The 26269-nt window shown below is 62.8% G+C and carries 31 protein-coding genes; 19 read left to right on the top strand and 12 right to left on the bottom strand.

Features of this window, described 5'->3' with window-relative positions; all coding sequences use genetic code 11:
• Positions 1-15: 15 nt before the first annotated feature.
• From IM816_RS09830 to IM816_RS09815, 4 genes are all read right to left on the bottom strand, one after another.
• Positions 16-762: a 2OG-Fe dioxygenase family protein gene (locus IM816_RS09830; protein WP_250337929.1), complete on the bottom strand. Its 747-nt coding sequence runs from the start codon at positions 760-762 to the stop codon at positions 16-18.
• A gap of 61 nt (positions 763-823) precedes the next feature.
• Positions 824-1249 (bottom strand): low affinity iron permease family protein, encoded by a 426-nt coding sequence (locus IM816_RS09825; RefSeq protein ID WP_345779945.1) that lies wholly within the window; start codon positions 1247-1249, stop codon positions 824-826.
• A gap of 175 nt (positions 1250-1424) precedes the next feature.
• The gene (locus IM816_RS09820) at positions 1425-1787 is read right to left on the bottom strand and encodes a hypothetical protein (protein ID WP_250337928.1); all 363 of its coding nucleotides are present in this window, start codon (positions 1785-1787) and stop codon (positions 1425-1427) included.
• A gap of 94 nt (positions 1788-1881) precedes the next feature.
• Complete coding sequence (locus IM816_RS09815) at positions 1882-3612, bottom strand: L,D-transpeptidase family protein (protein ID WP_250337927.1); 1731 nt, start codon at positions 3610-3612, stop codon at positions 1882-1884.
• Positions 3613-3748: 136 nt separating this feature from the next.
• On the opposite strand from IM816_RS09815, the gene IM816_RS09810 reads away from it, so the two are divergent.
• Positions 3749-4471, top strand: a complete 723-nt coding sequence (locus tag IM816_RS09810; protein ID WP_250337926.1) for a murein L,D-transpeptidase catalytic domain family protein — start codon at positions 3749-3751, stop codon at positions 4469-4471.
• 55 nt (positions 4472-4526) lie between these two features.
• On the top strand, positions 4527-4862 hold the full coding sequence (locus tag IM816_RS09805; RefSeq protein ID WP_072321082.1) for a hypothetical protein: 336 nt from the start codon (positions 4527-4529) through the stop codon (positions 4860-4862).
• A 34-nt stretch (positions 4863-4896) separates the two neighbouring features.
• Here IM816_RS09805 and IM816_RS09800 read toward each other — a convergent pair whose 3' ends face one another.
• Positions 4897-5286, bottom strand: coding sequence for a DNA-binding transcriptional response regulator (locus IM816_RS09800; RefSeq protein WP_072321081.1), 390 nt, complete (start codon positions 5284-5286; stop codon positions 4897-4899).
• Positions 5287-5410: 124 nt separating this feature from the next.
• On the opposite strand from IM816_RS09800, the gene IM816_RS09795 reads away from it, so the two are divergent.
• The 7 genes from IM816_RS09795 (at position 5411) to IM816_RS09765 (ending at position 10253) form a co-directional block, all read left to right on the top strand.
• On the top strand, positions 5411-5818 hold the full coding sequence (locus IM816_RS09795) for a hypothetical protein (RefSeq protein WP_250337925.1): 408 nt from the start codon (positions 5411-5413) through the stop codon (positions 5816-5818).
• A 74-nt stretch (positions 5819-5892) separates the two neighbouring features.
• The gene (locus IM816_RS09790; protein WP_250337924.1) at positions 5893-6132 is read left to right on the top strand and encodes a hypothetical protein; all 240 of its coding nucleotides are present in this window, start codon (positions 5893-5895) and stop codon (positions 6130-6132) included.
• 102 nt (positions 6133-6234) lie between these two features.
• Complete coding sequence (locus IM816_RS09785; RefSeq protein ID WP_072321078.1) at positions 6235-6471, top strand: hypothetical protein; 237 nt, start codon at positions 6235-6237, stop codon at positions 6469-6471.
• An 88-nt stretch (positions 6472-6559) separates the two neighbouring features.
• Positions 6560-8977, top strand: a complete 2418-nt coding sequence (locus IM816_RS09780; RefSeq protein WP_250337923.1) for a DEAD/DEAH box helicase — start codon at positions 6560-6562, stop codon at positions 8975-8977.
• A complete protein-coding gene (locus IM816_RS09775) occupies positions 8974-9882 on the top strand; it encodes a ribonuclease H-like domain-containing protein (protein WP_250337922.1) in 909 nt (302 codons plus the stop codon). Before IM816_RS09780 ends, IM816_RS09775 begins: the two co-directional genes overlap by 4 nt.
• A gap of 48 nt (positions 9883-9930) precedes the next feature.
• Positions 9931-10086 (top strand): hypothetical protein, encoded by a 156-nt coding sequence (locus tag IM816_RS09770; RefSeq protein WP_250337921.1) that lies wholly within the window; start codon positions 9931-9933, stop codon positions 10084-10086.
• A gap of 17 nt (positions 10087-10103) precedes the next feature.
• On the top strand, positions 10104-10253 hold the full coding sequence (locus IM816_RS09765) for a hypothetical protein (protein ID WP_177257362.1): 150 nt from the start codon (positions 10104-10106) through the stop codon (positions 10251-10253).
• Positions 10254-10304: 51 nt separating this feature from the next.
• Here IM816_RS09765 and IM816_RS09760 read toward each other — a convergent pair whose 3' ends face one another.
• The gene (locus IM816_RS09760) at positions 10305-10880 is read right to left on the bottom strand and encodes an FMN-dependent NADH-azoreductase (RefSeq protein WP_250337920.1); all 576 of its coding nucleotides are present in this window, start codon (positions 10878-10880) and stop codon (positions 10305-10307) included.
• Positions 10881-11002: 122 nt separating this feature from the next.
• Here IM816_RS09760 and IM816_RS09755 point away from each other — a divergent pair, with 122 nt between their 5' ends.
• From IM816_RS09755 to IM816_RS09745, 3 genes are read left to right on the top strand one after another with little or no spacing between them, the layout of a single operon-like run.
• Complete coding sequence (locus IM816_RS09755) at positions 11003-12031, top strand: LysR substrate-binding domain-containing protein (protein ID WP_083527277.1); 1029 nt, start codon at positions 11003-11005, stop codon at positions 12029-12031.
• A 9-nt stretch (positions 12032-12040) separates the two neighbouring features.
• Complete coding sequence (locus IM816_RS09750) at positions 12041-13186, top strand: pyridoxal phosphate-dependent aminotransferase (protein ID WP_250337919.1); 1146 nt, start codon at positions 12041-12043, stop codon at positions 13184-13186.
• Positions 13174-13977 carry an amidohydrolase gene (locus tag IM816_RS09745; protein WP_250337918.1) on the top strand — a complete coding sequence of 268 codons (804 nt, stop codon included), beginning with the start codon at positions 13174-13176 and terminating at the stop codon, positions 13975-13977. Before IM816_RS09750 ends, IM816_RS09745 begins: the two co-directional genes overlap by 13 nt.
• Before the next feature lie 34 nt (positions 13978-14011).
• Here the strand turns inward: IM816_RS09745 and IM816_RS09740 are convergent, their stop codons facing one another.
• Together IM816_RS09740 and mtnC are read right to left on the bottom strand one after the other, a co-directional pair.
• Complete coding sequence (locus IM816_RS09740; RefSeq protein WP_250337917.1) at positions 14012-15076, bottom strand: C13 family peptidase; 1065 nt, start codon at positions 15074-15076, stop codon at positions 14012-14014.
• Positions 15060-15743 (bottom strand): acireductone synthase, encoded by a 684-nt coding sequence (gene mtnC / locus IM816_RS09735; protein ID WP_250337916.1) that lies wholly within the window; start codon positions 15741-15743, stop codon positions 15060-15062. The genes IM816_RS09740 and mtnC overlap by 17 nt, the downstream gene beginning before the upstream one ends.
• A 157-nt stretch (positions 15744-15900) precedes the next feature.
• Here mtnC and IM816_RS09730 point away from each other — a divergent pair, with 157 nt between their 5' ends.
• The 6 genes from IM816_RS09730 to IM816_RS09705 all read left to right on the top strand — a co-directional run bounded on the left by IM816_RS09730 (position 15901) and on the right by IM816_RS09705 (position 21148).
• The gene (locus tag IM816_RS09730; protein ID WP_250337915.1) at positions 15901-16482 is read left to right on the top strand and encodes a hypothetical protein; all 582 of its coding nucleotides are present in this window, start codon (positions 15901-15903) and stop codon (positions 16480-16482) included.
• A gap of 623 nt (positions 16483-17105) precedes the next feature.
• Positions 17106-17669, top strand: coding sequence for a hypothetical protein (locus IM816_RS09725; RefSeq protein ID WP_250337914.1), 564 nt, complete (start codon positions 17106-17108; stop codon positions 17667-17669).
• Between the two features lie 345 nt (positions 17670-18014).
• The gene (locus IM816_RS09720) at positions 18015-18611 is read left to right on the top strand and encodes a hypothetical protein (RefSeq protein WP_250337913.1); all 597 of its coding nucleotides are present in this window, start codon (positions 18015-18017) and stop codon (positions 18609-18611) included.
• 226 nt (positions 18612-18837) lie between these two features.
• On the top strand, positions 18838-19254 hold the full coding sequence (locus IM816_RS09715; protein ID WP_250337912.1) for a hypothetical protein: 417 nt from the start codon (positions 18838-18840) through the stop codon (positions 19252-19254).
• 373 nt (positions 19255-19627) lie between these two features.
• Complete coding sequence (locus IM816_RS09710) at positions 19628-20206, top strand: hypothetical protein (protein ID WP_250337911.1); 579 nt, start codon at positions 19628-19630, stop codon at positions 20204-20206.
• 363 nt (positions 20207-20569) lie between these two features.
• On the top strand, positions 20570-21148 hold the full coding sequence (locus tag IM816_RS09705) for a hypothetical protein (RefSeq protein ID WP_250337910.1): 579 nt from the start codon (positions 20570-20572) through the stop codon (positions 21146-21148).
• Here the strand turns inward: IM816_RS09705 and IM816_RS09700 are convergent.
• Both IM816_RS09700 and IM816_RS09695 read right to left on the bottom strand, forming a co-directional pair.
• The gene (locus tag IM816_RS09700) at positions 21143-21712 is read right to left on the bottom strand and encodes a 1,2-dihydroxy-3-keto-5-methylthiopentene dioxygenase (RefSeq protein WP_250337909.1); all 570 of its coding nucleotides are present in this window, start codon (positions 21710-21712) and stop codon (positions 21143-21145) included. The two genes, IM816_RS09705 and IM816_RS09700, sit on opposite strands and share 6 nt — an antisense overlap.
• On the bottom strand, positions 21709-22353 hold the full coding sequence (locus IM816_RS09695) for a methylthioribulose 1-phosphate dehydratase (RefSeq protein ID WP_250337908.1): 645 nt from the start codon (positions 22351-22353) through the stop codon (positions 21709-21711). Before IM816_RS09695 ends, IM816_RS09700 begins: the two co-directional genes overlap by 4 nt.
• Positions 22354-22551: 198 nt before the next feature.
• Here IM816_RS09695 and IM816_RS09690 point away from each other — a divergent pair, with 198 nt between their 5' ends.
• Complete coding sequence (locus IM816_RS09690; RefSeq protein WP_250337907.1) at positions 22552-22884, top strand: high-potential iron-sulfur protein; 333 nt, start codon at positions 22552-22554, stop codon at positions 22882-22884.
• A gap of 303 nt (positions 22885-23187) precedes the next feature.
• Here IM816_RS09690 and IM816_RS09685 read toward each other — a convergent pair whose 3' ends face one another.
• Together IM816_RS09685 and IM816_RS09680 are read right to left on the bottom strand one after the other, a co-directional pair.
• Positions 23188-24633 carry an amino acid permease gene (locus tag IM816_RS09685; protein WP_072321061.1) on the bottom strand — a complete coding sequence of 482 codons (1446 nt, stop codon included), beginning with the start codon at positions 24631-24633 and terminating at the stop codon, positions 23188-23190.
• An 88-nt stretch (positions 24634-24721) separates the two neighbouring features.
• Positions 24722-26209: an amino acid permease gene (locus IM816_RS09680; RefSeq protein WP_250337906.1), complete on the bottom strand. Its 1488-nt coding sequence runs from the start codon at positions 26207-26209 to the stop codon at positions 24722-24724.
• Between the last annotated feature and the right edge of the window lie 60 nt (positions 26210-26269).

The raw sequence follows: 26269 nt of genomic DNA, 5'->3' as shown, positions 1-26269 counted from the left end.
GCCGCAGGCGGGCCATCAGTGGTCTGCGCTGTCCGTGCCGCGGAAAGTGACTACGAGAACATCGCGATGCGACGCCTTGCCCGCGTCCAACGGCGTCACCGGGGTAACGCCGTGGAAGACCCTCGGGTCGTGAATGAGGGCGGCATCGAGCGGCTGGGACAGGGTGAACTCGCCGAGGGCGCGGCCGTCCGGGTCGTGGATCGTGGTGGTGCCGCTGGCGATGTTCTCCCGGTCCACGAGCAGTACCAGCACGTAGTCGACACCATCGCGGTGGCTGCCTTCGGGGGTGGGCTCGCCGGGCGCACCGGCCGTGGCCTCGATGCGGAACTGATGCACCTCGATGTGCCACTGGTGGACGTCCGGCGAAAGAGCGCCAAAGAAGTCGCGGCAGAAGTCGAGTACGGCACGTAGGGTCGGGCTTTGCGCGATCTCGGGCAGCACGGGCTCAAACCAGCGTTCGATGTCGCCCTGGAGCGTGTTGTATGCGAGTGTCTGGAAGTGCGCCTGATGCGGCCGCTGCTCGACGGGACCAAAGGCGGTGGCGGCAAACGTGGCGTAGCGTCGACGCCGGGACCGGCCCGTGGCGGCGAGATAGGTATCGGGTTCCAGCGCATTCCAACTGGCGGCGAAAGCATCCCAATCGGACAGCGGGGTGAGCCGTTCCACCAGGCGGCGCATCTCGGCACCATGCACGAAGGCGAAACCCTCGTCCCGTACCTGATCGTGGAGGGTCGTTTCGGTCGCTTCGAGGGGGGTGTTCATTGGCGAAGTATACGTCCGCGGGATGCGCGAACGGCGCGGCAAAGCGTCTCGGTGCGAGCGCTCAGTCCCCCTCCGCCTCGCGTTCGGGCGAGTCTTCGCACCCCAGTTTCTTGCGAGCTGCCGCGGCGCGACGCGTGTAGTGCGCGCGGATGGCGTCGAGGGTCTTTTCGTCCAGCTCTTCCAGGTCCAGCAGGGCATCGTTGGCGCCCTGGAGCGCGTTGATCAGCTCATCGAGCTTGATTTGCATGGCCTCGGTGTCGCGGTTCTGCGTGTTCTGGATCAGAAACACCATGAGGAAGGTGACGATCGTGGTGCCCGTGTTGATCACCAGTTGCCAGGTGTCGCCGAATCCGAATGCGGGCCCGCTCGCGGCCCAGACGATCACGATGCCGACGGCAACGGCAAACGTGGCCGGTTTGCCGGCCGCCTTGGCGACCGCCATCGCCATGCGGGTGAAGAAGCTTTGATTCTTGTCTTTGTTTGCCATGGGCGCCTCCAGACCTATCCGCTCGCCGCGCAGCCCGCGGACCGCTCGCGCTCAGCGTGGTTCGCCGTCCGTGAAGCACGAGCGAAGGGGAGACGTGTCGCGACAAACGATGGCTCGAACGTCGCGACATCGGGGCGGCATGTGCGAAATGAGGGGAGGCGATCCGATCGCAGCGTCAGGCGCGCGCCCTGAACGGCTTGAACGGTGCATGGGGCGTCACCGGCCCCGGCCTTTTGCTCTCGATGTTGTGGACGAGGACGTTGTCCAGCGCCTTTGCGATCTCGTCCGCGCGCTTGAGCCGCTTGCCGTCACGCGCAGGCATCAGGGCATCGTACAACCGCTCGCACAGCCGCTTCATGGCGTCGGTGATGGTTTTTCGCTCGGTCTGCTCGGCCGGGGTCAGCTTTCGCTGGCCTCTTGCCTGTGCCACGGGTGGCCGAATGAACTTGCCGAAGCGCGGGCTCATCGGCAGGGAAGGCGGACGGCGGTGTCCGGTGCCGACGGGTGAATGAGATGGGCGAAGTGAGGTGTGAATCATCGGGCGACTCCTGGAAAGGTACGGGAGTTATGCCCGGACGACCTTCGCGCCGAAGCCGGTCACCGCCGACCGTTGCGGTCGGCGGTTCGCCTTGTCAGGGCACGCGCAGGGGCTGAGGTTTGTCGAGGGCCGCCAGCAAGGCGCCGTCGCGATCGTAGACGTCGGGCTTGTACGCGAGCTTGCCGTCGTCGCCGATGTCCACCGTCCAGTAAGCGATGAGCACAGGTACCGCCGTGGGCAGCGTCACGTTCTGTGTCGTCTTGGCATCGATCCGCTGGTCGATCGCCTGACGATTCCACTTCTGTGCGTCGTTGAACAGCAGCTCCACGAGTTCGAGGGGATGTTCGACGCGGATGCAGCCGGAACTCGTGTCGCGCTTGGCTTTTTCGAACAGATCCCTATGGGGCGTGTCGTGCAGGTAGACCGAGAACGGATTGGGGAAGCGAATGACCACCTGACCCAGCGAGTTACCCGGGCCGGCGTCCTGCCGCAGCGTGATGCCACGAGGATTGGACCAGTCGACGCTTGCCGGCGATAAGGTGTTGCCGCTGCTGTCCAGCACGCGAATACGGTTGTCGGCGAGATAGCCGCGATTCTTGCGGATCTTGGGCAGCACGTCGTTCTTGAGGATGGTCGGCGGTACCGTCCAGGTGGGATTGAAGGTGACGTAGGTGATCTGCGAGCGAAAGATCGGTGTGCTGCGATAAGGCTTGCCGACCTGCACACGGGATTGCCACACGCGTTTTCCATCGCGGTAGTAGCTGATCTTGTAGCCCGCGACGTCGACGACGACAAAGGTGCCCTGCAGGGAACGCAGCAGCCAACGCGCCCGTTCGAGGTTGACGCGTACCTGCCCGATGCGGGCCTGCACAGGCACGTTGAGCGCCGCGAGTGTGCCGGCGCCGACGTTGCCGTCGGCATCCAGATACTGATCGACCTGGAAGCGTTTCACCGCGTCGGCCAGCGGGCTGTCGTACAGCTCGCCATGCGCCAGCGTCGGATCGAGATAGCCGCCTGCGACGAGGCGCGCACGAAGCGCCTCTACCCGGGCGTCCTTCATCCCCGCCTTCAAGGTAGGACCGTCGGGAACGGAAGGCCAGCCGCCCGCTGCGGCGGTGGCGCGCAGTTGCGCCAGCGCGTCGCGCAGCTTGGCGTAAAGCGGGTTCTGCGGTCGCGCCATGGCGAACGCCTGATCGACGCTGCGCTCCTCGATCGACGTCTGCAGCATGGCCATGCCTTGTTGTGGGTCGATCGCCGTGGGGTCGAAATTCCAGGTGGGGTCGAGCCGCACCGGGTCGACCTTGCCTCGCACGAGCTGCACCAGGGCGGTGATGTAGGACGCCGTGGCGGCTACGTCGAACTCGGCGCGCTGCGCCGGCGTGGTGTCGGGGCGCTGCAGTCCATCTGCTGCTGCCCGCAGTTCGGAGAGGTGGTAGTCCTCGGGCAACAGCCCATCGTTTTCTACCGATGCCAGTCCGGCGAGCAGTTGCCGCACATTCGTCTCGTCCGACCACGCCGACAGGTAACGGCGCTGGGCGTAGAAGTCGGCAATGGCCTTTCCGAGGGCGGCGTCCTGGCGGGCGATCGGCCCGCCATCCAGCGGAGCCATCTGTTGCAGCCGACCGTAGATGGCCTGGGCTACCGGATCGTCGGTGGATGGGGGCACGGCGGCGCTGGCAGGGACGGCCGGTTCGCTCGCCACAATGGGCGGCGGCGAGGCGGCCGAGGCATCGCTGTCAGGGATGGCCGTCTGGGCCAGGGTTGCTTGGGCAACTGCCCAGCCGACGGCGGCAACAAGAGCCCGCAGGCGGTTTTCCATAGGCATGATCTATCGATTCCTTGTCTGGGTAGCCAATGGACGCATCTTTTCACGAATCCAAAGGGCGAGGGTGTGACGATAATGTGGTCAATAAATGATCAGCACGTTAGGATGCTCCGTCGTCCGTTGTCCGGCTGATTGCATGATTCGATCGCTTCGTCCGCTTCTCGCCTGCGTTTCTGTTGTTGGCGCCCTCGCTCTTTTTCCCTCCGCCGCTCATGCCGCCGATACCCTCGGCGACGCATTGGCGCGGCTGGCGCCGTCTGCCGATCCCAAGGTCATTGGGCTGGCGGTACGCGCCGCGGAGTGCGCACAGGTACAGGGCGGCGCGCCTGCCGAACGACTGGCGGTGATCGATTATTCGAAGCCGTCTTCGGAACCCCGCCTCTGGGTGTTCGACACGGTGAACCGCAAGCTGCTGTTCCAGGAGCTGGTGGCCCACGGCAAGAACAGCGGTGACGCCACGGCCACCCGCTTCTCCAATGCGCCGGACAGCCTGGCGTCCAGTCTTGGCCTCTTTCGCACGTCGGACACCTACACGGGCAAGAACGGCTACTCCCTGCGCATGACCGGATTGGAGCCGGGCGTCAACGACCAGGCGATGGCTCGTGCCATCGTCATCCACGGAGCCGCGTACGTCAGCGAGGCCATGGCGCGTGTCGCTGGGCGTATCGGCCGAAGCTGGGGGTGCCCGGCGGTGCGCACGGCCGTGGCGCACAAGTTGATCGACGCCCTCAAAGGTGGGCAGATGGTCTTTTCCTATTACCCCGACAAGCGCTGGCTGGGTTCGTCGCAGTATCTGAAGTGCACGGGGGGGCAACTGGCAAAGGCCGAAGCCCGCGCGGGTGGACAAAGCGGTACGTGATCGCACGCGTGCGCCGTCGCGCTAGAATTCCCGGACCTTCACCCTGGAATCCAGCATGAAACACGTTCTTGCGATCGCCGCCTGCACCCTCCTCGCCGGCTGCGCCACCAGCGGCATGACCGACACCCTGCCCAAGCTCAGCAGCAAGACGGGCAAGAGCGTGACGGCCTATGTGCAATGCGTGGAGCCGAAGTGGCAGGCGCTGGCGAAAGACGCCAAGGGCGATGCGAAGGACGACAAGGGCCGCGTCACCGCGAACGACGATGGCAAGCACGAGCGCCTGGATGTGACCGCGAACGGCGCCGGTGCCCAGGTGGTGATGTACGAAATCCAGAAGGGCAAGGGCGACTACGACAGCCGCTTCCGCGACGAGGCCATTTCCTGCCTTTGATGCCCGGTCGCGAGGCTGACGTCTCGCGGAAACGCTATGCCCGGGGACGCGATTCCCGGGCCCGTTCCACGGCGTCCAGCAGCTGGGCGCGATCGAACGGCTTCTCCAGAAACACCGCGGATAGCGGGAAGGGCTCCAGATCCTGAGGCAGGCGGCTGGACACCACGACGATGGCCGTCGACGGACGTTCCCTGAGTGCCGCCTGCAGCAGGGCGGTGCCGCGTCGCTCGCCCGGCGTGTCCGCGTGGATCACCATGAGAGACAGTTCCGGCAATTCGTGGAACGCCCGCTTGGCATCGCGGTACGTTACCGTGGCCCGAGCCTGGTAGCCGGCATCCGTAAGGACCATGGCCACGGTCTCCGCCACCATGTGGGCACGGTCGAAGACGAGAGCAGTAGGCGCATGGGCGGGTTTCACGGTCATGGCGCAGAGTCTAGCGTCGTCGCGGCCTTCGTGGCAGGGTTCCAGACGACTGTGTGACTCGATTTTTCACTCTTCATCGACAATATTCGGCAAATCCTTTCGTTCTTCCCCGAGGAGCTTCCCCATGCGTTACATCGCCCTTGCCGGTCTGGTCCTGCTCGCCGGCTGCGCCGCTAACCGCAACGAACGTCACGTGGGCCTGCATGACGTGCCGTCCAGCACCGTTTTCGGCCTGCAGGATCCCAACGGCGGCGACGCCATGCTGACCGTGGTACGCGCTCAGGGCCTTTGGGGCGGCGGCTGTTCCAGCGCCATCTACGTCGACGACAAGGTCGTGGCCGACATGGAGATCGGTGAGCAGCTCGCGCTGCATGTGCCGGCTGGCGCGCGCAAGCTGGGCATGCAGCCGCATGGTTCGTGCAGTGGCGACCGCGTGGACGTGGACGCGACGGTCGGGCAGGGCGAATCGCGCACCTTTACGATCCCCGCCAGCGGCGAAGGCCTGACCGCCGAGGCGGCACCGAAGGCCTGACACCGCTTGTCATTTCGCTGACGGCGGCGCGAGAATCGAGCCGCCGCCACGGCGACAACCTGGGGAGTCGTATCGTGCATCGACGTATCGTTGGCCAGTATTCCGTGGAGGTGCGTACGCTCAAGACGCCCGTCGGCGGCTGGAAAGCGGCGTACATCGTCGAACCCGCCGCGCAGGCCGGGCCACGCGACTTCGTCATGATCACGCTGCTCGACGAGTTCGAAGACGAGCGGTCCGCCGTGGACGCGGCCATGGAAAAAGGCTCCCGGCATGCGCATTGGCTGGCCGAGTCGAGGCGCGTGTGCACCCCGTGACGTGACCGCTATGGCGACTTCGCCATAACGCGCTCGCGACGGACGTCTACCTAGCTTCGTGCCCACAAAGGCCAAGGGGGCCTTTCCCACGGAGCGGCATCCTTGCAGCGCACGATCCTCTATGTACCGTTCAATGCGTCGTCTCGCGGGCAATGGAGCCTGCGGCGCAACGCCGATCTCGTTGGGCAGTTCGCCACCCGCGACGAGGCGATGCGCCACGCGCTGGCGCTGACGGCGGCCATTCGCCACCAGGCGGGCCATGCCGTGGAGATCAAGGTCGAGGACGAAGCGGGCGCGTGGCATCTGGCCCCGGCCGGCACCGACGACGAGGACGCCTAGCCGTCGCCGCGGCTTTCTAACGCGTCGTCGCAGGATATGAGACGGCGTGTCGCGATAACGGGCGCCCCTCTGTTGCCCGGTATTTTCCATGGCCGCCTACCTCAAAGCTCTTCGCGCCGACGAGGCTGATGGCGTGCTCGCCACGGCGCACGACGGCCGCACGTTGGCGCATCGCCTCACCGACAAGTACGGCGACCGCGTGTGCTCCGCCTTTACCGTCTTCGGCCGAGAGGGAGATTTTGCGGCACTGCCCGAGGACATGCCGGCGGGTCTGGGGCGCGCGCTTGCCGCCCGGGGCATCGAACGCCTGTACAGCCATCAGCAGGAAGCCTGGGCCGCAGCCCGCGACGGAAAGCACGTGCTCGTGGCGACGCCGACGGCATCGGGCAAGACACTCTGCTACACGATGCCGGTGATCTCCTCGGTGCTGGAGGCAGGTGCCAAGGCCTTGTACCTGTTTCCGACCAAGGCACTGGCGCAAGATCAGGTCGCCGAGTTGCTCGAAATCAATCGTGCGGGCGACCTGGGCGTCAAGGCTTTCACCTTCGATGGCGACACCCCGGGAGACGCTCGTCAGGCGATCCGGCTGCATGGCGACGTGGTGGTCAGCAACCCGGACATGCTGCATCAGGCGATCCTCCCGCATCACACCAAGTGGGCGCAGTTCTTCGAGAACCTTCGCTACGTGGTGATCGACGAGATCCACACGTATCGCGGCGTATTCGGTTCGCACCTTGCCAACGTGTTGCGCCGCCTGAAGCGCATCTGTGCGTTCTACGGTGTGCGCCCGCAGTTCGTGCTCTGCTCGGCGACGATCGGCAACGCCACCGAACATGCCCAGGCGCTCATCGAGGACGAAGTCGTGACCGTCAGCCGCAGCGGCGCGCCCACTGGCGATCGCCACGTGCTGCTGTGGAACCCGCCGGTGATCAACCCTGACCTCGGTCTGCGTGCATCGGCGAGGTCGCAGACGAGCCTCATCGCGCGCGTAGCGATCAAGGCGAAGATGAAGACCCTGGTCTTCGCGCAGTCGCGGCTGATGGTCGAGGTGCTGACGAAGTACCTGAAAGACGTGTTCGATCACGACACGCGCAAACCCCCGCGCATCCGCGCCTACCGCGGTGGTTACCTGCCCACGGAGCGCCGCGAGGTCGAGCGCGAGATGCGCGCCGGCAACGTCGATGGCATCGTTTCCACGTCCGCCCTCGAACTCGGAGTCGACATCGGCAGCCTGGATGCGGTGGTGCTGAATGGTTATCCGGGTTCCATTGCGGCCACCTGGCAGCGCTTCGGTCGTGCCGGGCGTCGGCAGCAGCCTTCGCTTGGGGTGCTGGTGGCGACCAGTGCGCCGCTGGACCAGTACCTCATGCGTCATCCCGCCTTTCTTACCGAGGCCAGCCCCGAGCATGCACGGATACAGCCCGACCAGCCGCTGATTCTGCTCGATCACATCCGCTGTGCCGCTTTCGAATTGCCGTTCCTCGATGGCGATGCTTTCGGCCCCGACGATGCGGGTCCGTACCTGCAGGTGCTGGCCGAGTCGGAAGTGTTGCATCGCGAAGGCGAGCGCTGGGAGTGGATCGCCGACAGTTACCCGGCCATTGCGGTGAGCCTGCGTTCGGTGGCGGACGGTAATTTCGTGGTGGTAGATCGTACCGAAGGCCGGCAGACGATCATCGCGGAGGTGGACTACTCGGCGGCGGCGCTCACCTTGTACGAAGGTGCCATCCACATGATCCAGTCGGTGCCGTACCAAGTGGAAAAGCTCGACTGGGACGGGCGCAAGGCGTATTGCACACGTACTCGCGTCGATTACTACACCGACGCCATCGACTACACCAAGCTCAAGGAGCTGGAATGCTTCGACGGCACGCGATCCGGCGAGGGCAGTGCAAGGCATGGCGAGGTGCATGTGGTCCGGCGCGTGTCGGGTTACAAGAAGATTCGCTACTACACGCACGAAAACATCGGTTATGGTCCAGTCAACCTGCCCGACCAGGAACTGCATTCCACGGCCGTCTGGTGGCAGCTACCGCAGACGGTGCTCGATGAGGCCTTCTGCTCGCGCCAGCACGCGCTGGACGGCTTTCTCGGCGCGGCGTACGCGTTGCATACGGCGGCGATCGTGGCCGTGATGGCCGAGCCGCGCGATCTGCAGAAGGCGGTAGGCTCGGGCGACGGCGGCTGGTCGGCGCAGGTGGATGCCGCCGGACGCGGGCAACTGCGCGCCGACGATGGCACGGCCGCGCTGCCCGATGCGCTGGAGCGTTTCCTGCCCACCGTCTATCTCTACGACAACTTCCCCGGTGGCGTGGGCCTCAGTGAACCGCTGTTCCGCCGCGCGTCCGAGCTGTTGGCGCATGCGCTGGCGACCGTAGAAGGCTGTGCCTGCAAGGCGGGTTGTCCGGGGTGTGTCGGGCCGGTGCTCGCGGCGGACGAAGGTCGCGAGGAAACGCCGCGCAACCTTGCCACGCGTGTGCTGCGGCTGCTCGGGGCGGGCGCATGAGCGAGCTTGCCTCGCGGCTCGCCGCGTTGCGCAAACAGGCAGGAGCCGGCACGGGCAAGACGCCCGCGCCGCCCAAGCTCGCTGCAACGACCGCATCGGTCCCCGCGCATCGTGGTGTCGACCTGGCGGCGTTGCGTCGCATGGCGGGCGTTCGCGAACGCCTGGGGCAGCCGCGTGCGGTGTCGTCACGACCGCTGTCGCGTGACGTGCCCGGCGAAGAGATTGCCCCCGGGCTGCGTTATCTCGAGCAACGTTTCGCCTGGGCCGAGCCGCCCGCCGAACTCGATCTCTCGTTCGCGCGTCTTACCCGCGCCCGGCGGGAAGATCTGCTGCATTTCGATACGGAAACCACGGGTCTCGCCGGCGGCACGGGTACCCGCGCCTTCATGATCGGCGCAGCGGACTGGCACGATGGCGCGCTGCGTGTCCGTCAGCTCTACATCACGACCATGGCAGCTGAAACGGCCATGTTGCGCGCATTCGCCGAGTGGATACACGTAGCCACGGTGCTCGTGAGCTACAACGGGAAATCGTATGACGCGCCGCTGCTTGCCACGCGCTATCGGCTGGCGCGGCTTTCCAATCCCTTGCAGGGGCTGACCCACGTCGACCTGTTGCATCCCATGCGTCGACGTTATCGGCACGTGTGGGAGAACTGCCGCATGCAGACGGCGGAGCGGAAGCTGTTGCGCATCGTGCGTGAGGACGACCTGCCGGGATCGGAGGCGCCGCGCGCGTGGCTCACCTACCTGCGCGGAGGTTCGTCGACCGATCTGGTCCGTGTGGCGGAACACAACCTCCAGGACGTGCGCACGCTCAGCGGGCTGATGATCGAGGCGCACGGCTGGGCAGAGGCGCCTGTGCTCAATGTGTCGGCCGATATGCCTGCCGGTAACGAAAAATAGACGCCACGCCGCGCACGCTTTCCGCATGCCATGTGGAGGAACCGACGCATGAAAGACGACAAGCCCTGCGACCATGCAGGTTGCCATTGCCGGGTACCGGTATCGAGCGACTACTGCAGCGAGAGTTGCCGCATGGCGGCAGAGAGCCAGAACGTAGGCAGCGCCTGCGAGTGCGGCCATGCCGCTTGCCAGCAGCGACCCTGAACGACCGGAGTGAACGCATGACCAACGACGGCAAACAACAAAGCCCCGGATACCGGGAAGACAATCCCAAGCCCTCCCACGGCAAACCGAAGGTGCCCGGCGAGGGGCATCCGCAGGAAGATCAGAACATGCCGACGGAAAAGCCCGGGAAGCAGAATTCCCCTTAACGTGTTCAGAGCATCCCTAGGGCCGCGCGACGCGCGGCCCTTTCGTTTCGATCAGGCGGCCTTGCGAAGCAGGCTGCCGATTTTTGCGGTGGCGCCATCGACGGCTTGAGCCTTGCGCTCGTCACCCATGGCCAGCCCTTCGGCGCGTACAAACTCGATATCGGTCACGCCAAGGAAGCCGAACAGGGCGCGCAGGTAAGGCTCCTGGAAGTCCATCGCGCTGGCTGCGCCTTCGGTATAGATACCTCCGCGCGACGAAGCCACGATGACGCGCTTGCCGCCGGCCAGGCCTTCGGGGCCATTCGCGGTATAGCGGAAGGTCGTGCCTGCCACGGTGATGCGATCGATCCACGCCTTCAGCGAACTGGCGATGCTGAAGTTGTACATCGGCGAGCCAAGCACCACGACGTCGGCGTCGAGGAATTCCTGCAAGACCTGCGCCGATTCCGCGGTAGCCTTCTCGTCGGCCGTGGGCGACCAGTGGGCGAGCGGGGCCGCGTGGAGGTCGCGATAGGTCACCTCCACTCCGGGATGATGACGAACGAACTCGTCCACGATCGCGGCGGTGAGGCCGCGGGAAACGGAGTGGGCACCGAGGGCGCTGGCGTCGACATGCAGGAGTTTCATGGTGGAATTCCTCTTAATAGGCCGCGTAGCGGCATGAGGAAACGATACGCCAGCGACAATCCCGCGATTAGTCGGCATGGAGTAGACTCATTGTTTCGCAAACGAAACGACCGGAGCTTGGGATGGACGGCGCGCTGCAGGACCTCAACGATCTGTACTTCTTCGCCTCCGTCGTTGAACACGGCGGGTTTTCGGCAGCGGGCAGGGCGCTCGGTATCCCCAAATCCCGCCTGAGCAAGCGCATTGCCCAGTTGGAAGACCGCCTCGGCGTGCGCCTGCTCCAACGCACAACGCGCCGTTTCGTGGTGACCGAGATTGGCGAGCGCTTCTATCAACACTGTCGTGCGGTGCTGGAAGAGGCGCGCGCGGCGCAGGATGCCGTGGACGAACTGCGCACCGAGCCGCGCGGCGTGGTCCGTGTGAGCTGCCCGATTTCCCTTGCGCAGAACGTGCTCGGGCCGATGCTTCCGGCGTTCATGCTGGAACACCCGAAGGTACAGGTGCGCCTTACCGCCACCAATCGGCGCGTCGACGTCATCGGTGAGGGCTATGACGTGGCGATCCGTGTTCGCGAGAAACTGGATACCGACGCCACGCTCGTCCTGCGTAGCATCGGTTATGCGCGCAGCCTGCTGGTGGCAAGCCCCAAGTTCCTCGAGAGCAACGGTCGTCCCCGATCCCTCGACGAGCTGGCCCTGCTGCCCGCTCTGTCCATGTATGAGCACGAGGGCGCTCAGGTCTGGGAACTGGTGGATGCCAGCGGCAAGAAGTCCGCGGTGGAGGTCAAGCCGCGTCTCGTCAGCGGCGACTTCTCGGTGCTCATTTCAGCGGCGGTGCAATGTTGCGGCGTGGCGCTCGTGCCGGAAGACTTCTGCGCACCGCTCATCGCCCAGGGGGAACTGGAGTGGGTGCTACCGGAGTACACCACGGCGCAGGGCACGCTGCATTTCGTTTACCCCAGCCGCCGTGGTCTGCTGCCCGCGGTCCGCAGCTTCGTGGACTTTCTAGCCGAGCGGTTGCCGAAGGCGCAGGCGGAGTTCGTCAAGGATTGTCAGAAGGTTGGGGCGAACCCGGAGCAGGCGGGGGCGATCCACCTCGCGCGCATGATAGGATCGACCCGGTCGACGGCGTTTGGCCGTCCAAACGAATAAGGGCGTTCGATGCAGCTCGATACCAAGCTTCCCAAGGTCGGCACCACGATCTTCAGCGTCATGAGCCAACTGGCGCTGGAACACAAGGCAGTGAACCTGGGCCAGGGTTTTCCCGATTTCGAACCGCCCGAGCCGCTGCGCGATGCGATCACGCGCGCCATGGCCGAGGGAAAGAACCAGTACGCGCCGGGCGTCGGTATTCCCAAGCTGCGTGAGCAGATCGCGGCCAAGACGGAGCGTCTCTACGGTCATCGCGTCAGTCCAGATACCGAAGTCACGGTCACGTCGGGTGCTACCGAGGCGCTTTTCTCCGCCATTGCCGCCGTGGTGCGGGCTGGCGACGAGGTGATCGTCTTCGACCCCTGCTACGACAGCTACGAGCCGGCCATCGAACTGCAGGGCGCCACGGCGGTGCATCTGCCGCTGACCTTGCCCACGTTCGCCATCGACTGGCAGCGCGTGCGCGACGCGATCACGCCGAAGACCCGGATGATCCTGATCAACTCGCCGCACAATCCGTCCGGCGCCGTGCTCTCGCGGGCCGATCTGGACGAACTGGCTACCATTGTGCGCGAGACGTCCATCGTGGTGCTTTCCGACGAGGTGTACGAGCACATCGTGTTCGATGGTCAGGAACACCAGAGCGTGCTGCGACACGAGGAACTCGCGGCGCGAAGCATCGTCGTGTCGTCGTTCGGCAAGACCTACCACTGCACGGGATGGAAGGTTGGCTATGCCGTGGCGCCCAAGGCGCTCACCGCCGAGTTCCGCAAGGTGCACCAATACCTTACGTTCTGCACGTTCAACCCGGCGCAGTGGGCGTTTGCGGCGTTTCTCGAATCCACTCCTGAGCACTATCTGACGCTGCCGGCGTTCTACCAGGCGAAGCGTGACCGTTTCCGCGAATTGCTTGCACCGTCGCGCCTGAAGCTGCTCGATGTCCCGGGGGGGTACTTCCAGCTCGTGGACTATGCCGCCATCCGTGACGTCGACGACATCAACTTCAGCGAGTGGCTGGTGCGCGAGGGCGGCGTGGCCGCGATTCCGCTCAGCCCGTTCTACGAAGCCGCACCTGACACGCGCCTGGTCCGGCTCTGCTTCGCCAAAAACGACGCCACCATGGAAGCCGCCGCGGAGCTGCTGTGCAAACTCTGACCGTTTCTCTCGTCCAGGGCGCCACCCGGTGGCACGACGCGGCGGGCAATCGCGAGTACTACGGTCGTCTCGTCCGCGGCGCCGCGCCAAGCGACCTAATCGTGCTTCCGGAGACGTTCCTCTCCGGGTTCACCAACGACACGCTCAACAATGCGGAGGCGATGGACGGCCCGAGCGTTGCGTGGATGCGGGCGCTGGCCGGCGAGGTGAATGCCACGCTGACCGGCAGCCTGGTCATCCGTGATGGCGACAGCGTCTACAACCGCCTCGTCTGGGCCTCGCCCGACGGCTCGATCGCGTATTACGACAAGCGCCATCTGTTCCGCATGGCGGGCGAACACACGCGTTACGGTGGCGGCAACGAGCGTCTGATCGTGGAATTGAAAGGATGGCGCATCCTGCCGCAGGTCTGCTACGACCTGCGTTTTCCGGTGTGGCTACGCAATGGGCGCCGCGAGGAAGCCGCAGGCGGCATGGATTACGACCTGGCCTTGTTCGTGGCGAACTGGCCGGCACCGCGTCGGCAGCCCTGGCGCACGCTGCTGCGTGCGCGAGCCATCGAAAATCTGGCCTATGTCATCGGCGTGAATCGCGTCGGTGTGGATGGCAACGACTTGCCCTATGCCGGCGACAGTGCCGTGATCGATCCCGTGGGCGAGCCGCTGGTGGAACTCGGCACGCAAGAGCAGGTGGTCACCGTCGTGCTCGATCCGGCGCCGCTGAAGGCACACCGCGAGCGTTTTCCTGCCTGGATGGACGCCGACCGCTTCTCGCTCGACGTCTCGGTCTGACGTGTGGGAGCCGCTATAGCGGCGAGGAGCCGCGTCAGTGCGCCGGTTGAAACGGCACGGGCGGCCCGATGCGCGCCGCTTTCCGCCAAGCCTCGAGCTTGCTGTCAATGCCAACGCCCACATCGATCTGTGGCTCGGACGGCTCCAGGGCGTCCCTCTTCTCCCAGCCTGCGATCTCCGCCTTCGCCTTGCCGAAAGCCTCGATGAAGTCGGGTGTAGCACTTAACCCATGGGCAAGCCAAGCCCGACCAAAATAGGTGATGTCGGAATCCGCGCCGCAGCCGAACGAGGTCCGGTCGCTGCGTGCGGCGGTGAGCACCAGGGTGCCGGCGCCGCGCAATTTCGGTACGAAGCCGCCCGAGTAACACGCATTGACCACTACGACCTTCCAGCGAAACGGCTGCTTCGAAAGGATATCCGCGAGACCATCCGGGTCGATCTGATCGAGTGGGATCGGATCCATGTCGATGAGTAGGGTGTGGTCGCTGGAACCATGGGTGGCGATGTACAGCAGGAGCACGTCTTCGCGTGGGTCCATCACCTTGGCGAGACCGCCGAGTGCCGCTTCGAGATTCGTCCAGCTAGCCAGCGGGCGGGTGGTGAGTGTGGTCGGGTTGTTCTCCAGGATCACCGTATGACCCGGGCTGCCAAAGCGTTTTCCTACCACGGCATCGACGTATTCCGCCTCGTTGCGGAAAACGTCTTCGCTCCCATCGGCGCCCACGGCGATGGCGTAGAGATTCGGTTTGCCCGGCGTGCGCGGAGCCAGCCGCGACAAAGCCTTGCGCATGGCCTCGGGCTGATCGGTAAACACCTGCTCCGGCGTGGGCGCATCGTCCGGCCAGGCCGCCGCCGCATCGGTATCGCCTTCCGTATCGCCATCGGGCATATCGCCCCATAGCGACAGGGGCACGGGTCGCTTGGCGGGCTCCCCCTGGGCCGGCGCCGATCGTGCAGCAGCAGGCTCGAGGGCGACCGCCTGGCTCGGCGCGGGGCGCGGCCCGTGCCACAACAGACTTGCGGTCAGCAGGGCGCCCAGGGAAAACGACGCCAGGACGTAGATCGCCGTCTTGCGGCGGGAATCAAGGTGCGATGGCATCGAAATCGGCGACGGCAGGATGGCCGTTCTCGCTCAGCGGTTGCGGCGGACGGACGAGCTGCGTGGTGCGCATGCCCGCCGTGCGAGCGGCGTCGAGCTCTTCGCGGATGTCCGAAAGGAACAGCACCTGCGCGGGCGGGAGGCCAATCGCTTCGGCGATGCGGCGGTAGGAATCGACCTCGCGCTTGTGGCCCGTCTGCGTGTCGAAATATCCCGAGAACAACGGCGTGAGGTCGCCGTTCTCGCTGTAGCCGAACAGTAGCTTCTGCGCCGGTACCGAGCCGGACGAATACACGTACAACGCAAGCCCCTGTTCGTGCCATGCACGGAGCCGCGCTGCGACCTCAGGGTACATGTGCGACACGTAGGCGCCGGACTCGTAGCCTTCGCGCCAGATCATGCCCTGCAGGGCCTTGAGCGCCGTGGACTTGCGATCCTCGTCGATCCAGCGCACGAGCAGGTCGATGATTTCCGTGCGGCTGGCCTCGACGAAGCCGGCTTCCTTTGCCGCTTCGTGCAGCCAGTGCTGGACCTCGGGCGTGTCGGCGTGGGTCTCGACGTAGGCCGGAAGGTGCGTCCGGGCATACGGAAACAGCACGTCCTTGACGAAATCGATGGAGCTGGTAGTGCCCTCGATGTCAGTGAGGATGGCGCGGATGTCAGACATGGGGAAGCCTCGATCAGGAGGTTGGCAGAATAAACGACCGAATAGCCCATCGCTACGGCGGCCGTCCGAAAACGCTCCGATTTTTCAGAATCGTCGTATAGGTCAAGCCCTAGCCGAAAAACAGAATGAGTCTCCCCCCACGCAAGAGGAGACGACGATGTTCTTTTCTCAACGCATGCTGCGGCGATCCGCACTGCTTACCCCGATGGTCGCACTCGGTCTTGCGGCCAGCCCGGTTCTTGCGATTCCAGGCGAGGTGTCATTGGGCCACCCCACCGTGCAATCCGGGATGGGACGCACTCAAGCGGACGCTACGTTTACGGCCACGATCAATGGTGTGACTTACGTGTCTGAAAGGGCATCCGCCACGGAACACTTCGGTGACGGCGCGGTTCCGAAATACCACTACTTCAACGCCGGAGAGCCGATAGGCGGTCCTCACACGAGCCCCATGCGCTTCGTCCGGCGTTTCATGGATCCGGCAGAGCAGGTCGTTGACGGTCGATATTATTTCGGCGCCCTCAACCTACCTCTGATGTTGAACTACGGGGAATTCGACATTGAGAGTGGACGCATCTGGTCGTACCACCCGACTTCAGGTTACCTGGATCTGACGTTCAGCCCCGACCGCACTTGGGTCGAGGGCAAATTCACCTTCACAGCAGTTCGAATCGACGGCGGCAAGCTCATCGATGTTGACGGCACGTTCGCTATGCCAAATACCGATCTAGGTCTATAGAGCAGTCGAAAGCCGATGTGTGCGCAGCATGGAAAGGAAGCGGTCGCAATATCCTCGCCGCTTCCTTCGCATCGCCACGGCGGTCGCCTGAAAATATTCCGATTTTTCAGAATAATTCTATAGGGCAAGCCCTACGAAGAAAACAGAATGCGTCTCCACTGCGCAACAGGAGACGACGATGTTCTTTTCTCAACGCATGCTGGGGCGATCCGCACTACTTACCCCGATGTTGGCGCTCGGTCTTGCGGCCAGCCCGGTTCATTCCGCGCCAAGCGAAATGTCGTGGGATCCGTCGTTCGTAGTGTCTCGGGATACGCGCGCCGATACGAACGGAACCTTCGAGGAGACGATCACGGAGTGCGCTACGTGTCCGACTGGGTATACGCCGCGATGTGGCGACTAGCTCGTATCGAACCATGCGTTATGTCTATGCGGCTGCCGCTTGTGCAGACCTTACTGTCTCGTTGATCGAATACATGAGAATGGCGCCGACTGCGGGCGGCTAATTTTCGACAACGTCGGCTCCCTTCCCATCCAAACGCGCCGATTTTTCAGAATAGTCGTATGGGTTAAACCCATGCGGAAAAACAGAATGAGCCTCCCCCAACGCAACAGGAGACATAATGTTCTTTTTTCAACCCATGCTGCGGCGATCCGCACTACTTACCCCGATGTTGGCGCTCGGTCTTGCGGCCAGCCCGGTTCATTCCACGCCAAGTGAGACGTCACTGGACCCGTTGACCGTTTTGTCTTGGGATGCGCGCACCGATACGAACACAACCTTCAATGTGACGATCAACGGAGTGCAATACGTGTCCGATCAGGCAGGCGCTGGGGCGGTGCCGGGTTGGCCCGGTGAGCCGAATCATCACTACTTCGTTGGGCATAACGTCGGTGGCCCCGACATGACCCCCATGAGCTTCGAGCTGCGTTTCACGGATAATTCAGAGCACGCTGTCGATCGCATTTACTTTTTCGACAATCACAAAAATAACAAAACAGACCTCTTGGTGCACTATGGAAAGCGTGAAGTGGCAATGTATTCCCCGACCGGGGGGTATTTAGAGCTCAAGTTCAGTCCTGACCGCACTTGGGTCGAGGGTAAATTCGCTTTCAATGCTACTCGAAATGACGGTGCCAATGACATCGCCGTCGAGGGCACATTCTCCATGCGAAACGGAGAATGAGTCTATAAATCAGCCGAAGCTGAGGTGTGAGGTGTCATGCGCGGAAAGCATTCAGCAATATTCTCGCCGGTGAACTTTGCATCGCGGCTTCCCCTTGAATAAATAAGCTAGTCGCCACGCAATGTGGCGACTAGCTCATGTCGAGGCGTTGTGTCGATGTGCTGCCGTTGGCGCGGGCATTGCTGTCTCGCTCGATTCAATACACGAGAAGGGTGCAGCAGGCAGATAATTTTCGACAACGTCGGCTCTCTTCCCGTCTCTACGGCGCTCGTCCGAAAACACGCCGATTTTTCAGAATCGTCGTATAGGTTAAGCCCTAGCCGAAAAACAGAATAAGTCTCCCCCATGCAACAGGAGACGACGTTGTTTTTTTCTCACCGCATGCTGCGGCAATGCGCACTGCTTACCCCGATGTTGGCGCTCGGTCTTGCGGCCAGCCCGGTTCATTCCGCGCCAAGTGACATATTATCGGACCCGTCGACCGTGCCGTCTCGGACTGCGCGCGCCGATACGAACGCAACCTTCGATGTGACTATCAATGGAGTGCGACACGTGACCGACGTAGCAGGCGCTGTGGCGCTGCTCGGTTGGCAGCCCGGTGAGCCGAATGTTCACTATTTCGTTGGAACGAACGCAGGTGGCCCCGACACGACCTCCATGAGCTTCGAACTGAGTTTCATGGATACGTCAAAGCCGATTGTCGATGGCATTTACTTTTTCGACATGCACAAAAAAGACATGGTGCTGGACTACGGAGAACGTGACGGTTTTGGCGGCTGGGTAATGTATTCCCCAACCGGGGGTTACCTAGACCTCAAGTTCAGTGCTGACCGCACTTGGGTCGAAGGAAAGTTCGCTTTCAACGCTTCTCGAAGCGACGGCGCCAAGGACATCGCTGTCGAGGGCACGTTCTCCATGTCAAACAGAGACTTAGGTCTATAAATCAGTCGAAGCCGACGTGTGCGGGGTGATGCACGGAAAGCGCTCGGCGATATCCTCGCCGCTGAACTTCGCATCGCGGCTTCCCCTTCGATAAACAAACTAGTCGCCACGCAATGTGGCGACTAGTGGTCATCCGAAAATGCGTCTATGTTTTATTGAAAGTCGTATGGATTAGGCCCTTGCGCAGGAACAAACTGAGTCTCCCCACACGGACGAGGAGACGGCAATGAACACAACCTTCAATGTGACGATCAACGGAGTGCAATACGTGTCCGATCAGGCAGGCGCTGGGGCGGTGCCGGGTTGGCCCGGTGAGCCGAATCATCACTACTTCGTTGGGTACAACGTCGGTGGCTCCGACATGACCCCCATGAGCTTCGAGCTGCGTTTCACGGATAATTCAGAGCACGCTGTCGATCGCATTTACTTTTTCGACAATCACAAAAATAACAAAACAGACCTCTTGGTGCACTATGGAAAGCGTGAAGTGGCAATGTATTCCCCGACCGGGGGGTATTTAGAGCTCAAGTTCAGTCCTGACCGCACTTGGGTCGAGGGTAAATTCGCTTTCAATGCTACTCGAAACGACGGTGCCAATGACATCGCCGTCGAAGGCACATTCTCCATGCGAAACGGAGAATGAGTCTATAAATCAGCCGAAGCTGAGGTGTGAGGTGTCATGCGCGGAAAGCACTCAGCAATATCCTCGCCGGTGAACTTTGCATCGCGGCTTCCCTTTAATAAACAAGCTAGTCGCCACGCAATGTGGTGACTAGCTCATGTCGAACCGGGCGTTGTGTCGATGTGGCTGCCGTTGGTGCGGGCATTGCTGTCTCGTCGATCCAATACACGAGAAGGGCGCCGACCGCAGGCGGCTAATTTTCGGCAACGTCGGCTCTCCTCCCGTCGTTACGACGCTCATCCAAAAAAACACGCCGATTTTTCAGAATCGTCGTATGGGTTAAACCCACGGGTAAAAACAGAATGAGTCTCCCCCCACGCAACAGGAGACGACGATGTTCTTTTCTCACGGCATGCTGCGGCGATCCGCACTACTTACCCCGATGTTGGCGCTCGGTCTTGCGGCCAGTCCGGTTCATTCCGAGCCAAGTGACATGTTGTCGGACCCGTCGACCGTGCTGTCTAGGAATGCACGCGCCGATACGAACGGAACCTTCGAGGCGACTATCAATGGGGTGCAATACGTGTCACACACGGCACACGCCAAGGAGACACTGCTCGTCGGCGCACCGTACCCAAAAAGTCACTACTTCGACGCCGGATCGTTGATCAGTGGTGCCGTCGTGGACACCATGGGTTTCGAACTGCGTTTCAATGATACGGAGGAGCAGGCCGTTGATGGTGCTTATTATTTCGACTTATACAAAACGGACCTGATGCTGTATTACGGCGAATTCGATGGTCATGCGGTCTACCCATATATTACAACCGGCGGTTATGTAGAGCTCAGGTTCAGCCCTGACCGCACTTGGGTCGAGGGCAAATTCGCTTTCACGGCATATCGATCCGATGGCGCGAAGCGCATGGAAGTAGACGGCACGTTCTCCATGCCGAACACCGACGTAAGTCTATAAATCAGTCGAAGCCGAGGTGTGCGGGGGCATGCGCGGGAAGCGCTCAGCGATATCCTCGCCGGTGAACTTTGCATCGCGGCTTCCCCTTTAATCAACAAGCTAGTCGCCATGCAATGTGGCGACTAGCTCATATCGAACCGGGCGTTGTGTCGATGTGGCTGCCGTTGGTGCAGGCATTGCTGTCCCGTTCGATCCAATACACGAGAAGGGTGCAGCAGGCAGATAATTTTCGACAACGTCGGATCTCTTCCCGTCGCTGCGGCGCTCCTCCGAAAGCACGCCGATTTTTCAGAATCGTCGTATGGGTTAAACCCACGGGGAAAAACAGAATGAGTCTCCCCCCCCACGCAACAGGAGACGACGATGTTCTTTTCTCACCGCATGCTGCGGCGATCCGCACTACTTACCCCGATGTTGGCGCTCGGTCTTGCGGCCAGTCCGGTTCATTCCGAGCCAAGTGACATGTTGTCGGACCCGTCGACCGTGCTGTCTAGGAATGCACGCGCCGATACGAACGGAACCTTCGAGGCGACTATCAATGGGGTGCAATACGTGTCCGACACGGCACACGCCAGGGAGCAGCTGATCACTGGCGGCTGGGCTCCAAAAACTCACTACTTCGACGCCGGATCGTTGATCAGTGGTGCCGTCGTGGACACCATGGGTTTCGAACTGCGTTTCAAGGATACGGAGGAGCAGGCCGTTGATGGTGCTTATTATTTCGACTTATACAAAACGGACCTGATGCTGTTTTACGGCGAATTCGATGGTCATGCGGTCTACCCATATTTTCCAAACGGCGGTTACGTAGAGCTCAGGTTCAGCCCTGACCGCACTTGGGTCGAGGGCAAATTCGCTTTCACGGCATTTCGATCCGATGGCGCGAAGCGCATCGAAGTAGACGGCACGTTCTCCATGCCGAACACCGACGTAAGTCTATAAATCAGTCGAAGCCGACGTGTGCGGGGTCATGCGCGGGAAGCGCTCAGCAATATCCTCGCCGGTAAACTTCGCCACCCAGCCTTCCACGTTGGTAAACAGGCGAATCGCCACGAAGTAGGGCGATTCGCTCATATCGAACCAATGCGGCGTGCCGTCCGGCACGCCGATCAGGTCGCCTTTTTCGCACAGCACCTCGTAGACCTTGCCATCGAGATGCAAGGTGAACTGGCCAGCGCCAGCCACGAAGAAACGGACTTCGTCCTCGCTGTGCGTATGCTCGTTCAGGAACTTCTGGCGGAATGCGGCGCGGTCCGGGTGATCCGGCTTGAGGCTGATGACGTCAACGGCTTGATAGCCGTTCTCGCGCATAAGGCGGTCGATGTCCTGGCGGTACGCGGCAATGACCTCGTCCTGGCTTGCTCCGGGCGCGATCGGCTGGTTGGCCTCCCATTGCTCGAAACGCACGCCAACCGCGTTCAACGCCGCGGCGATAGCAGCGTGGTCTTCATACACGGCCAGGGGCGTGTCGTGACGGGTGTCTTCGTAGATGCGCAGGCGACTCATGGGGAAAGCCTCCGTAGGTCGAGTTCGCAGCCGAGGAGGAATTCCAGGGCTTCGAGGTGGCGGCGCGCTTCGGCCATGTCATGGCCCCAGGTGTAGATGCCGTGGCCGTTGATGAGATAGGCGTACAACGGCTTGCCGGCGTCGATCCAGGCATCCACACGAGCCTCAAGCTCGGGCATGTGCTGGGTGTTGGGGAAGACAGGGATATCCAGCGTGCTGTCATGGGTTGTGTGGCCAGCGATGGCCTTTTGCAATTCCCAGCCTTCGAGGCGCACGCGACCTTCCGCCGCGAACAGCCGAGACGCTACGCTCTGCGTGCGCGAGTGGGTGTGCAACACGACGTTGGCATCCGGAAAGCGTCGATAGACCTGCGTATGCAGCCCGGTTTCCGCCGATGGGCGGTATTCCGATCCCACCGCCTTGCCGTTCATGTCGATCACCATGATGTCGTCGCGACCCAAACGCCCCTTGTCGCGTCCGGAAATGGTGATGGCGGCGAGCTGATCGTCGATACGCATCGAAAAGTTACTGCTCGTGGCGGGCGTCCAGCCGAAGGCGGCCAGCTCGCGGGCAGCTTCGGCAATGGCGTCCGCTCGATCCGCGAGGAGGGCGGAGACGGCGGTGGGGAGAGGCTTCGACATGAGGATTTGGACGTCCAAACAGGCTGCAACTATAGCACGTGGGGTCTTTGGCCCTGCGGGGAGGGAGTGGCGACGACAGGACGGATGGGGATTGCCATGGATGAATCGGTGCGACGGACGCTTCCTCTGCCCCTGAGACGGTACGATTCCCTCAGCACCGGGCGCTGGCCCGGCTTACCATCGACGGAGGTCTATCCCATGTCGCAACACGATAAGAATAATGAAGGACGTCGCCGTTTCCTCAAGGTCGCGGCTGGCGGGGTGGCCGCCGCCACGCTCCTCGGCACCCTCCCACGGAACGCTCGGGCTCAGGATTTGCCGCCGTTGTCCCCGACCGACCCGACGGCCAGCGCGCTGAAGTACACCGAGGACGCCAGCAAGGCGGCCGGGAAGAAAGATCCCAAGGACGCTTGTTTCAACTGCAATTTCTACCAGGGCAAGGCGGGTGCCGCCCGTGGCCCGTGCCAGTTGTTCCCAGGGCATTCGGTGGCTGCCAAGGGCTGGTGCGTGTCGCACGCGGTCATGATCTAAACGCTGCCTGGGCGTACAGAATCGACACGAAAAGGCCAGCCGCAAGGCTGGCCTTCGTTTGTCACTTAAGAAAATGCAGCCCAAGCGCGCCAGGCCGAGGAGCTGACCCGCCTGACGCGCCGGGCGGCAATCCGGGGCCCACTGCCAAGTGATTTACCCTCGGACTCGGGATCATACTCCCCTCCGATGGCGACCGGCCAATGGCAGCTAAATGACAGCGAAACTTTCTTCGATTTTCCTTTTAAAACAAGATATTACGGCTTAAATCGGAGATTTGTTCGAATTTTGTAAACCGGGCGCCCGTCAGGCGCCGCTGCTCCGCTTGAGTCGGCTGTGACGGTAGCCGTAGACCATGTACATCACGAGTCCGAGCAGGGTCCACACGCCCATCAGCACCCAGTTGCGCACGCCCATCGACCAGAGCAGGCCGATGCAGCTCAGAATGCCGAGCACGCAGGTGACCGGCGCCCAGGGCACGCGGAACGTGCGCGGGAGATCCGGCGCGGTCTTGCGCAGGATCATCACGCCACCGCAGACGGCGCAGAAAGCGACCAGCGTGCCCATCGAGGTGAGGTCACCCAGCACGTTGAGCGGGAACACCGCAGCGAGCAAGGCGATGCCGATGCCGGTGATGACCGTGTTGATGTGCGGCGTGCGGTATTTCGGGTGAATGGTGGTGAACACCTTCGGCATGAGGCCGTCGCGGCCCATGATCATGAAGATGCGCGGCTGAGCGATGATCATCACCAGCACGACGGACGAGAGGCCGATAAGCGCGCCGACTTCGACGATGCCGCGCAGCCAGCCCAGTTCCGGATGCTGACGAATCGCTGTGACCACCGGCTCCGAGGTGCCGAGTTCGGCGAAGGGAACGAGACCGGTCAGCACGGCGGCCATCGCGATGTACAGCACCGTGCAGATGGCGAGCGAGGCCAACGTGCCGATCGGCATGTCGCGCTGCGGGTTCTTCGACTCCTGTGCCGCCGTGGAGGTCGCCTCGAAGCCGATGTAGGCGAAGAAGACCATCGACGCGCCACGTAGGATGCCCGACCAGCCGTACTTGTCGCCGCCCTGATTCTCGGGGATGAAGGGATGCCAGTTCGCCGTGTCGATGTGGCTCGCACCCACCACGATCACCACGATGATCAGTGCGGTCTTGAGCAGCACCATCGCCATGTTGATGCCGGCGGATTCCTTGATGCCCACGTAGCAAAGCCAGGTCAGCGCCAGGGTGATGCCGACGGCCGGCAGGTTGAACAGCGCGCCGGTGAACACCAGATGCCCGTCCACCCAATCCACGGGCGCATTGGTCAGCGCTGGCGGGATGTGGATGCCGATGTGATCGAGCAGGCTGACGAAGTAGCCGGTCCAACTCACCGCCACCGCGGAGGCCGAGACGCCGTATTCGAGAATGAGATTCCAGCCGATGAACCATGCGGCGCCTTCGCCGAGCGTGGCATAGGCATAGGAATAGGCGCTGCCCGATACGGGAATCATCGAAGCGAATTCGGCATAGCACAGCGCTGTGAAGGTGCTGCAGATCGCCGCGAGGATGAACGATACGATGATCGCCGGCCCCGCGTGTTCTGCTGCGGCGACGCCGGTAATGACGAAGATGCCGCCACCGATGACAGCGCCGATGCCCAGCGCGGTGAGACCCCAGGGACCGAGCGTGCGGCGCAGGGCGGGGCCGTGCGCGTCATCCGGCTCGGCTTGGGGCGCTTTCTTCGCGAGTAACTGCTGGAGCATGGACAGCCTGGAAGTCGTGTACGAAAAGGAAGGGCTGCAAACGCAAGGGCCGGCGGACGACCGCCGGCCCTCGTTTCCGCAGGTTAGATCAGCCGAGCGACTTGCGCAGCTTGCTGTGCGCGTAGCCGTAGCCGAAGTAGATCAACTGGCCGATGATGATCCAGCCGATCATCAGGCGCCAATGCTCCTCGAATGCCTGCCAGAAGAGGTAAACGCAGGCCAGTGCGCCGGTGACGCAGATCGGCCACACGAACGGCACGCGGAAGCTGCGCTTCAGGTCCGGACGGGTGTAGCGCAGGATCAGCACGCCGATGCACACGGTGGCGAAGGCGAGCAGAGTGCCCATCGAGACCAATTCGCCGAGCACGCTGACCGGGAACAGGCCGGCCATGGCGGCAGCGGCCACACCCACGATGACGGTACCGACGTAAGGCGTGCGGAAGTTCGGATGCACCTTCGCCATGGTCTGCGGCAGCAGGCCGTCCTTCGCCATCGAGAAGAAGATGCGCGGCAGGCCCATGAGCATCACGAGGATGACCGACGACAGACCGGTGATGGCACCGAGCACGACGATCGCCTTCAGCCAGGACAGATGCGGATACAGGCCGAGGGCGGTTGCCACCGGTTCCGGCGTGTTGAGCATGCGGAACGGAGCGATGCCGGTGAGCACGAGCGCCACGGCAATGTAGAGCACCGTGCAGATGGCCAGCGAGCCGAGGATGCCGATCGGCATGTCGCGCTGCGGATTCTTGGCCTCGCCAGCCGCGGTGGACACCGCGTCGAAGCCCACGTAGGAGAAGAACACGATGGTCGCTGCGCGGAAGATGCCGCTCCAGCCGAACATGCCCTCACCCTCGGACTCGGGAATGAACGGGTGCCAGTTGGACGGGTTGATCACCTGGATTGCGAAGGCGAGGAATAGCAGGATCACGGTGACCTTGATCGCCACGATGATCGAGTTGACGAAGGCCGACTGCGTGATGCCCACGTAGCAGAGGCCGGACAGCGCGGCGATGATGACGACCGCGGGCAGGTTGATGATCGTGCCGGTTGCCTGGATGTGCCCCTCGACGAACTGGAAGGGTGCCGAGGCGAGCGAGGCGGGCAGGGCGATGTTGCTGCCGATCATCTGGCCGATCAGGCCGAGCAATTCGTTGAAGTACCCCGACCAACCCGCGGCCACCGTGGCGGCGGCGAAGAGGTACTCGAGCACCAGGTTCCAGCCGACGAACCAGGCGACGTATTCGCCGAGCGTCGCATAGGAATAGGAGTAGGCGCTGCCCGAGACCGGCAGCATCGCTGCGAACTCGGCGTAGCACAGGCCGGCGAGGGCGCAGGCGAAACCGGCGATGAGGAAGCTGATGACCAGCGCGGGGCCGGCGTGTAGCGCGGCAGCCTGGCCGGTGATGACGAAGATGCCCGCGCCGATGACCGCGCCGACACCGAGAAGGATGAGGTGCTTTGCGGTGAGAACCCGCTTCAGCTCGTTTCCGTGCGCGCCGGTATTGATGTGTTCGCCAGCGTCGACGTGCGGCGCGGCCTCGATGGGATGCGTCGCGAACAAGTGTTTCAACATGTGTCTCCCCTACTGCCGGAATGTTGCCTTTTATTATTGGGACCGCCGCGTGAGCCACGG

The organism is Luteibacter flocculans (assembly GCF_023612255.1).
Classification (GTDB): domain Bacteria; phylum Pseudomonadota; class Gammaproteobacteria; order Xanthomonadales; family Rhodanobacteraceae; genus Luteibacter; species Luteibacter flocculans.
This window is presented reverse-complemented; position numbering and strand designations above follow the sequence as displayed.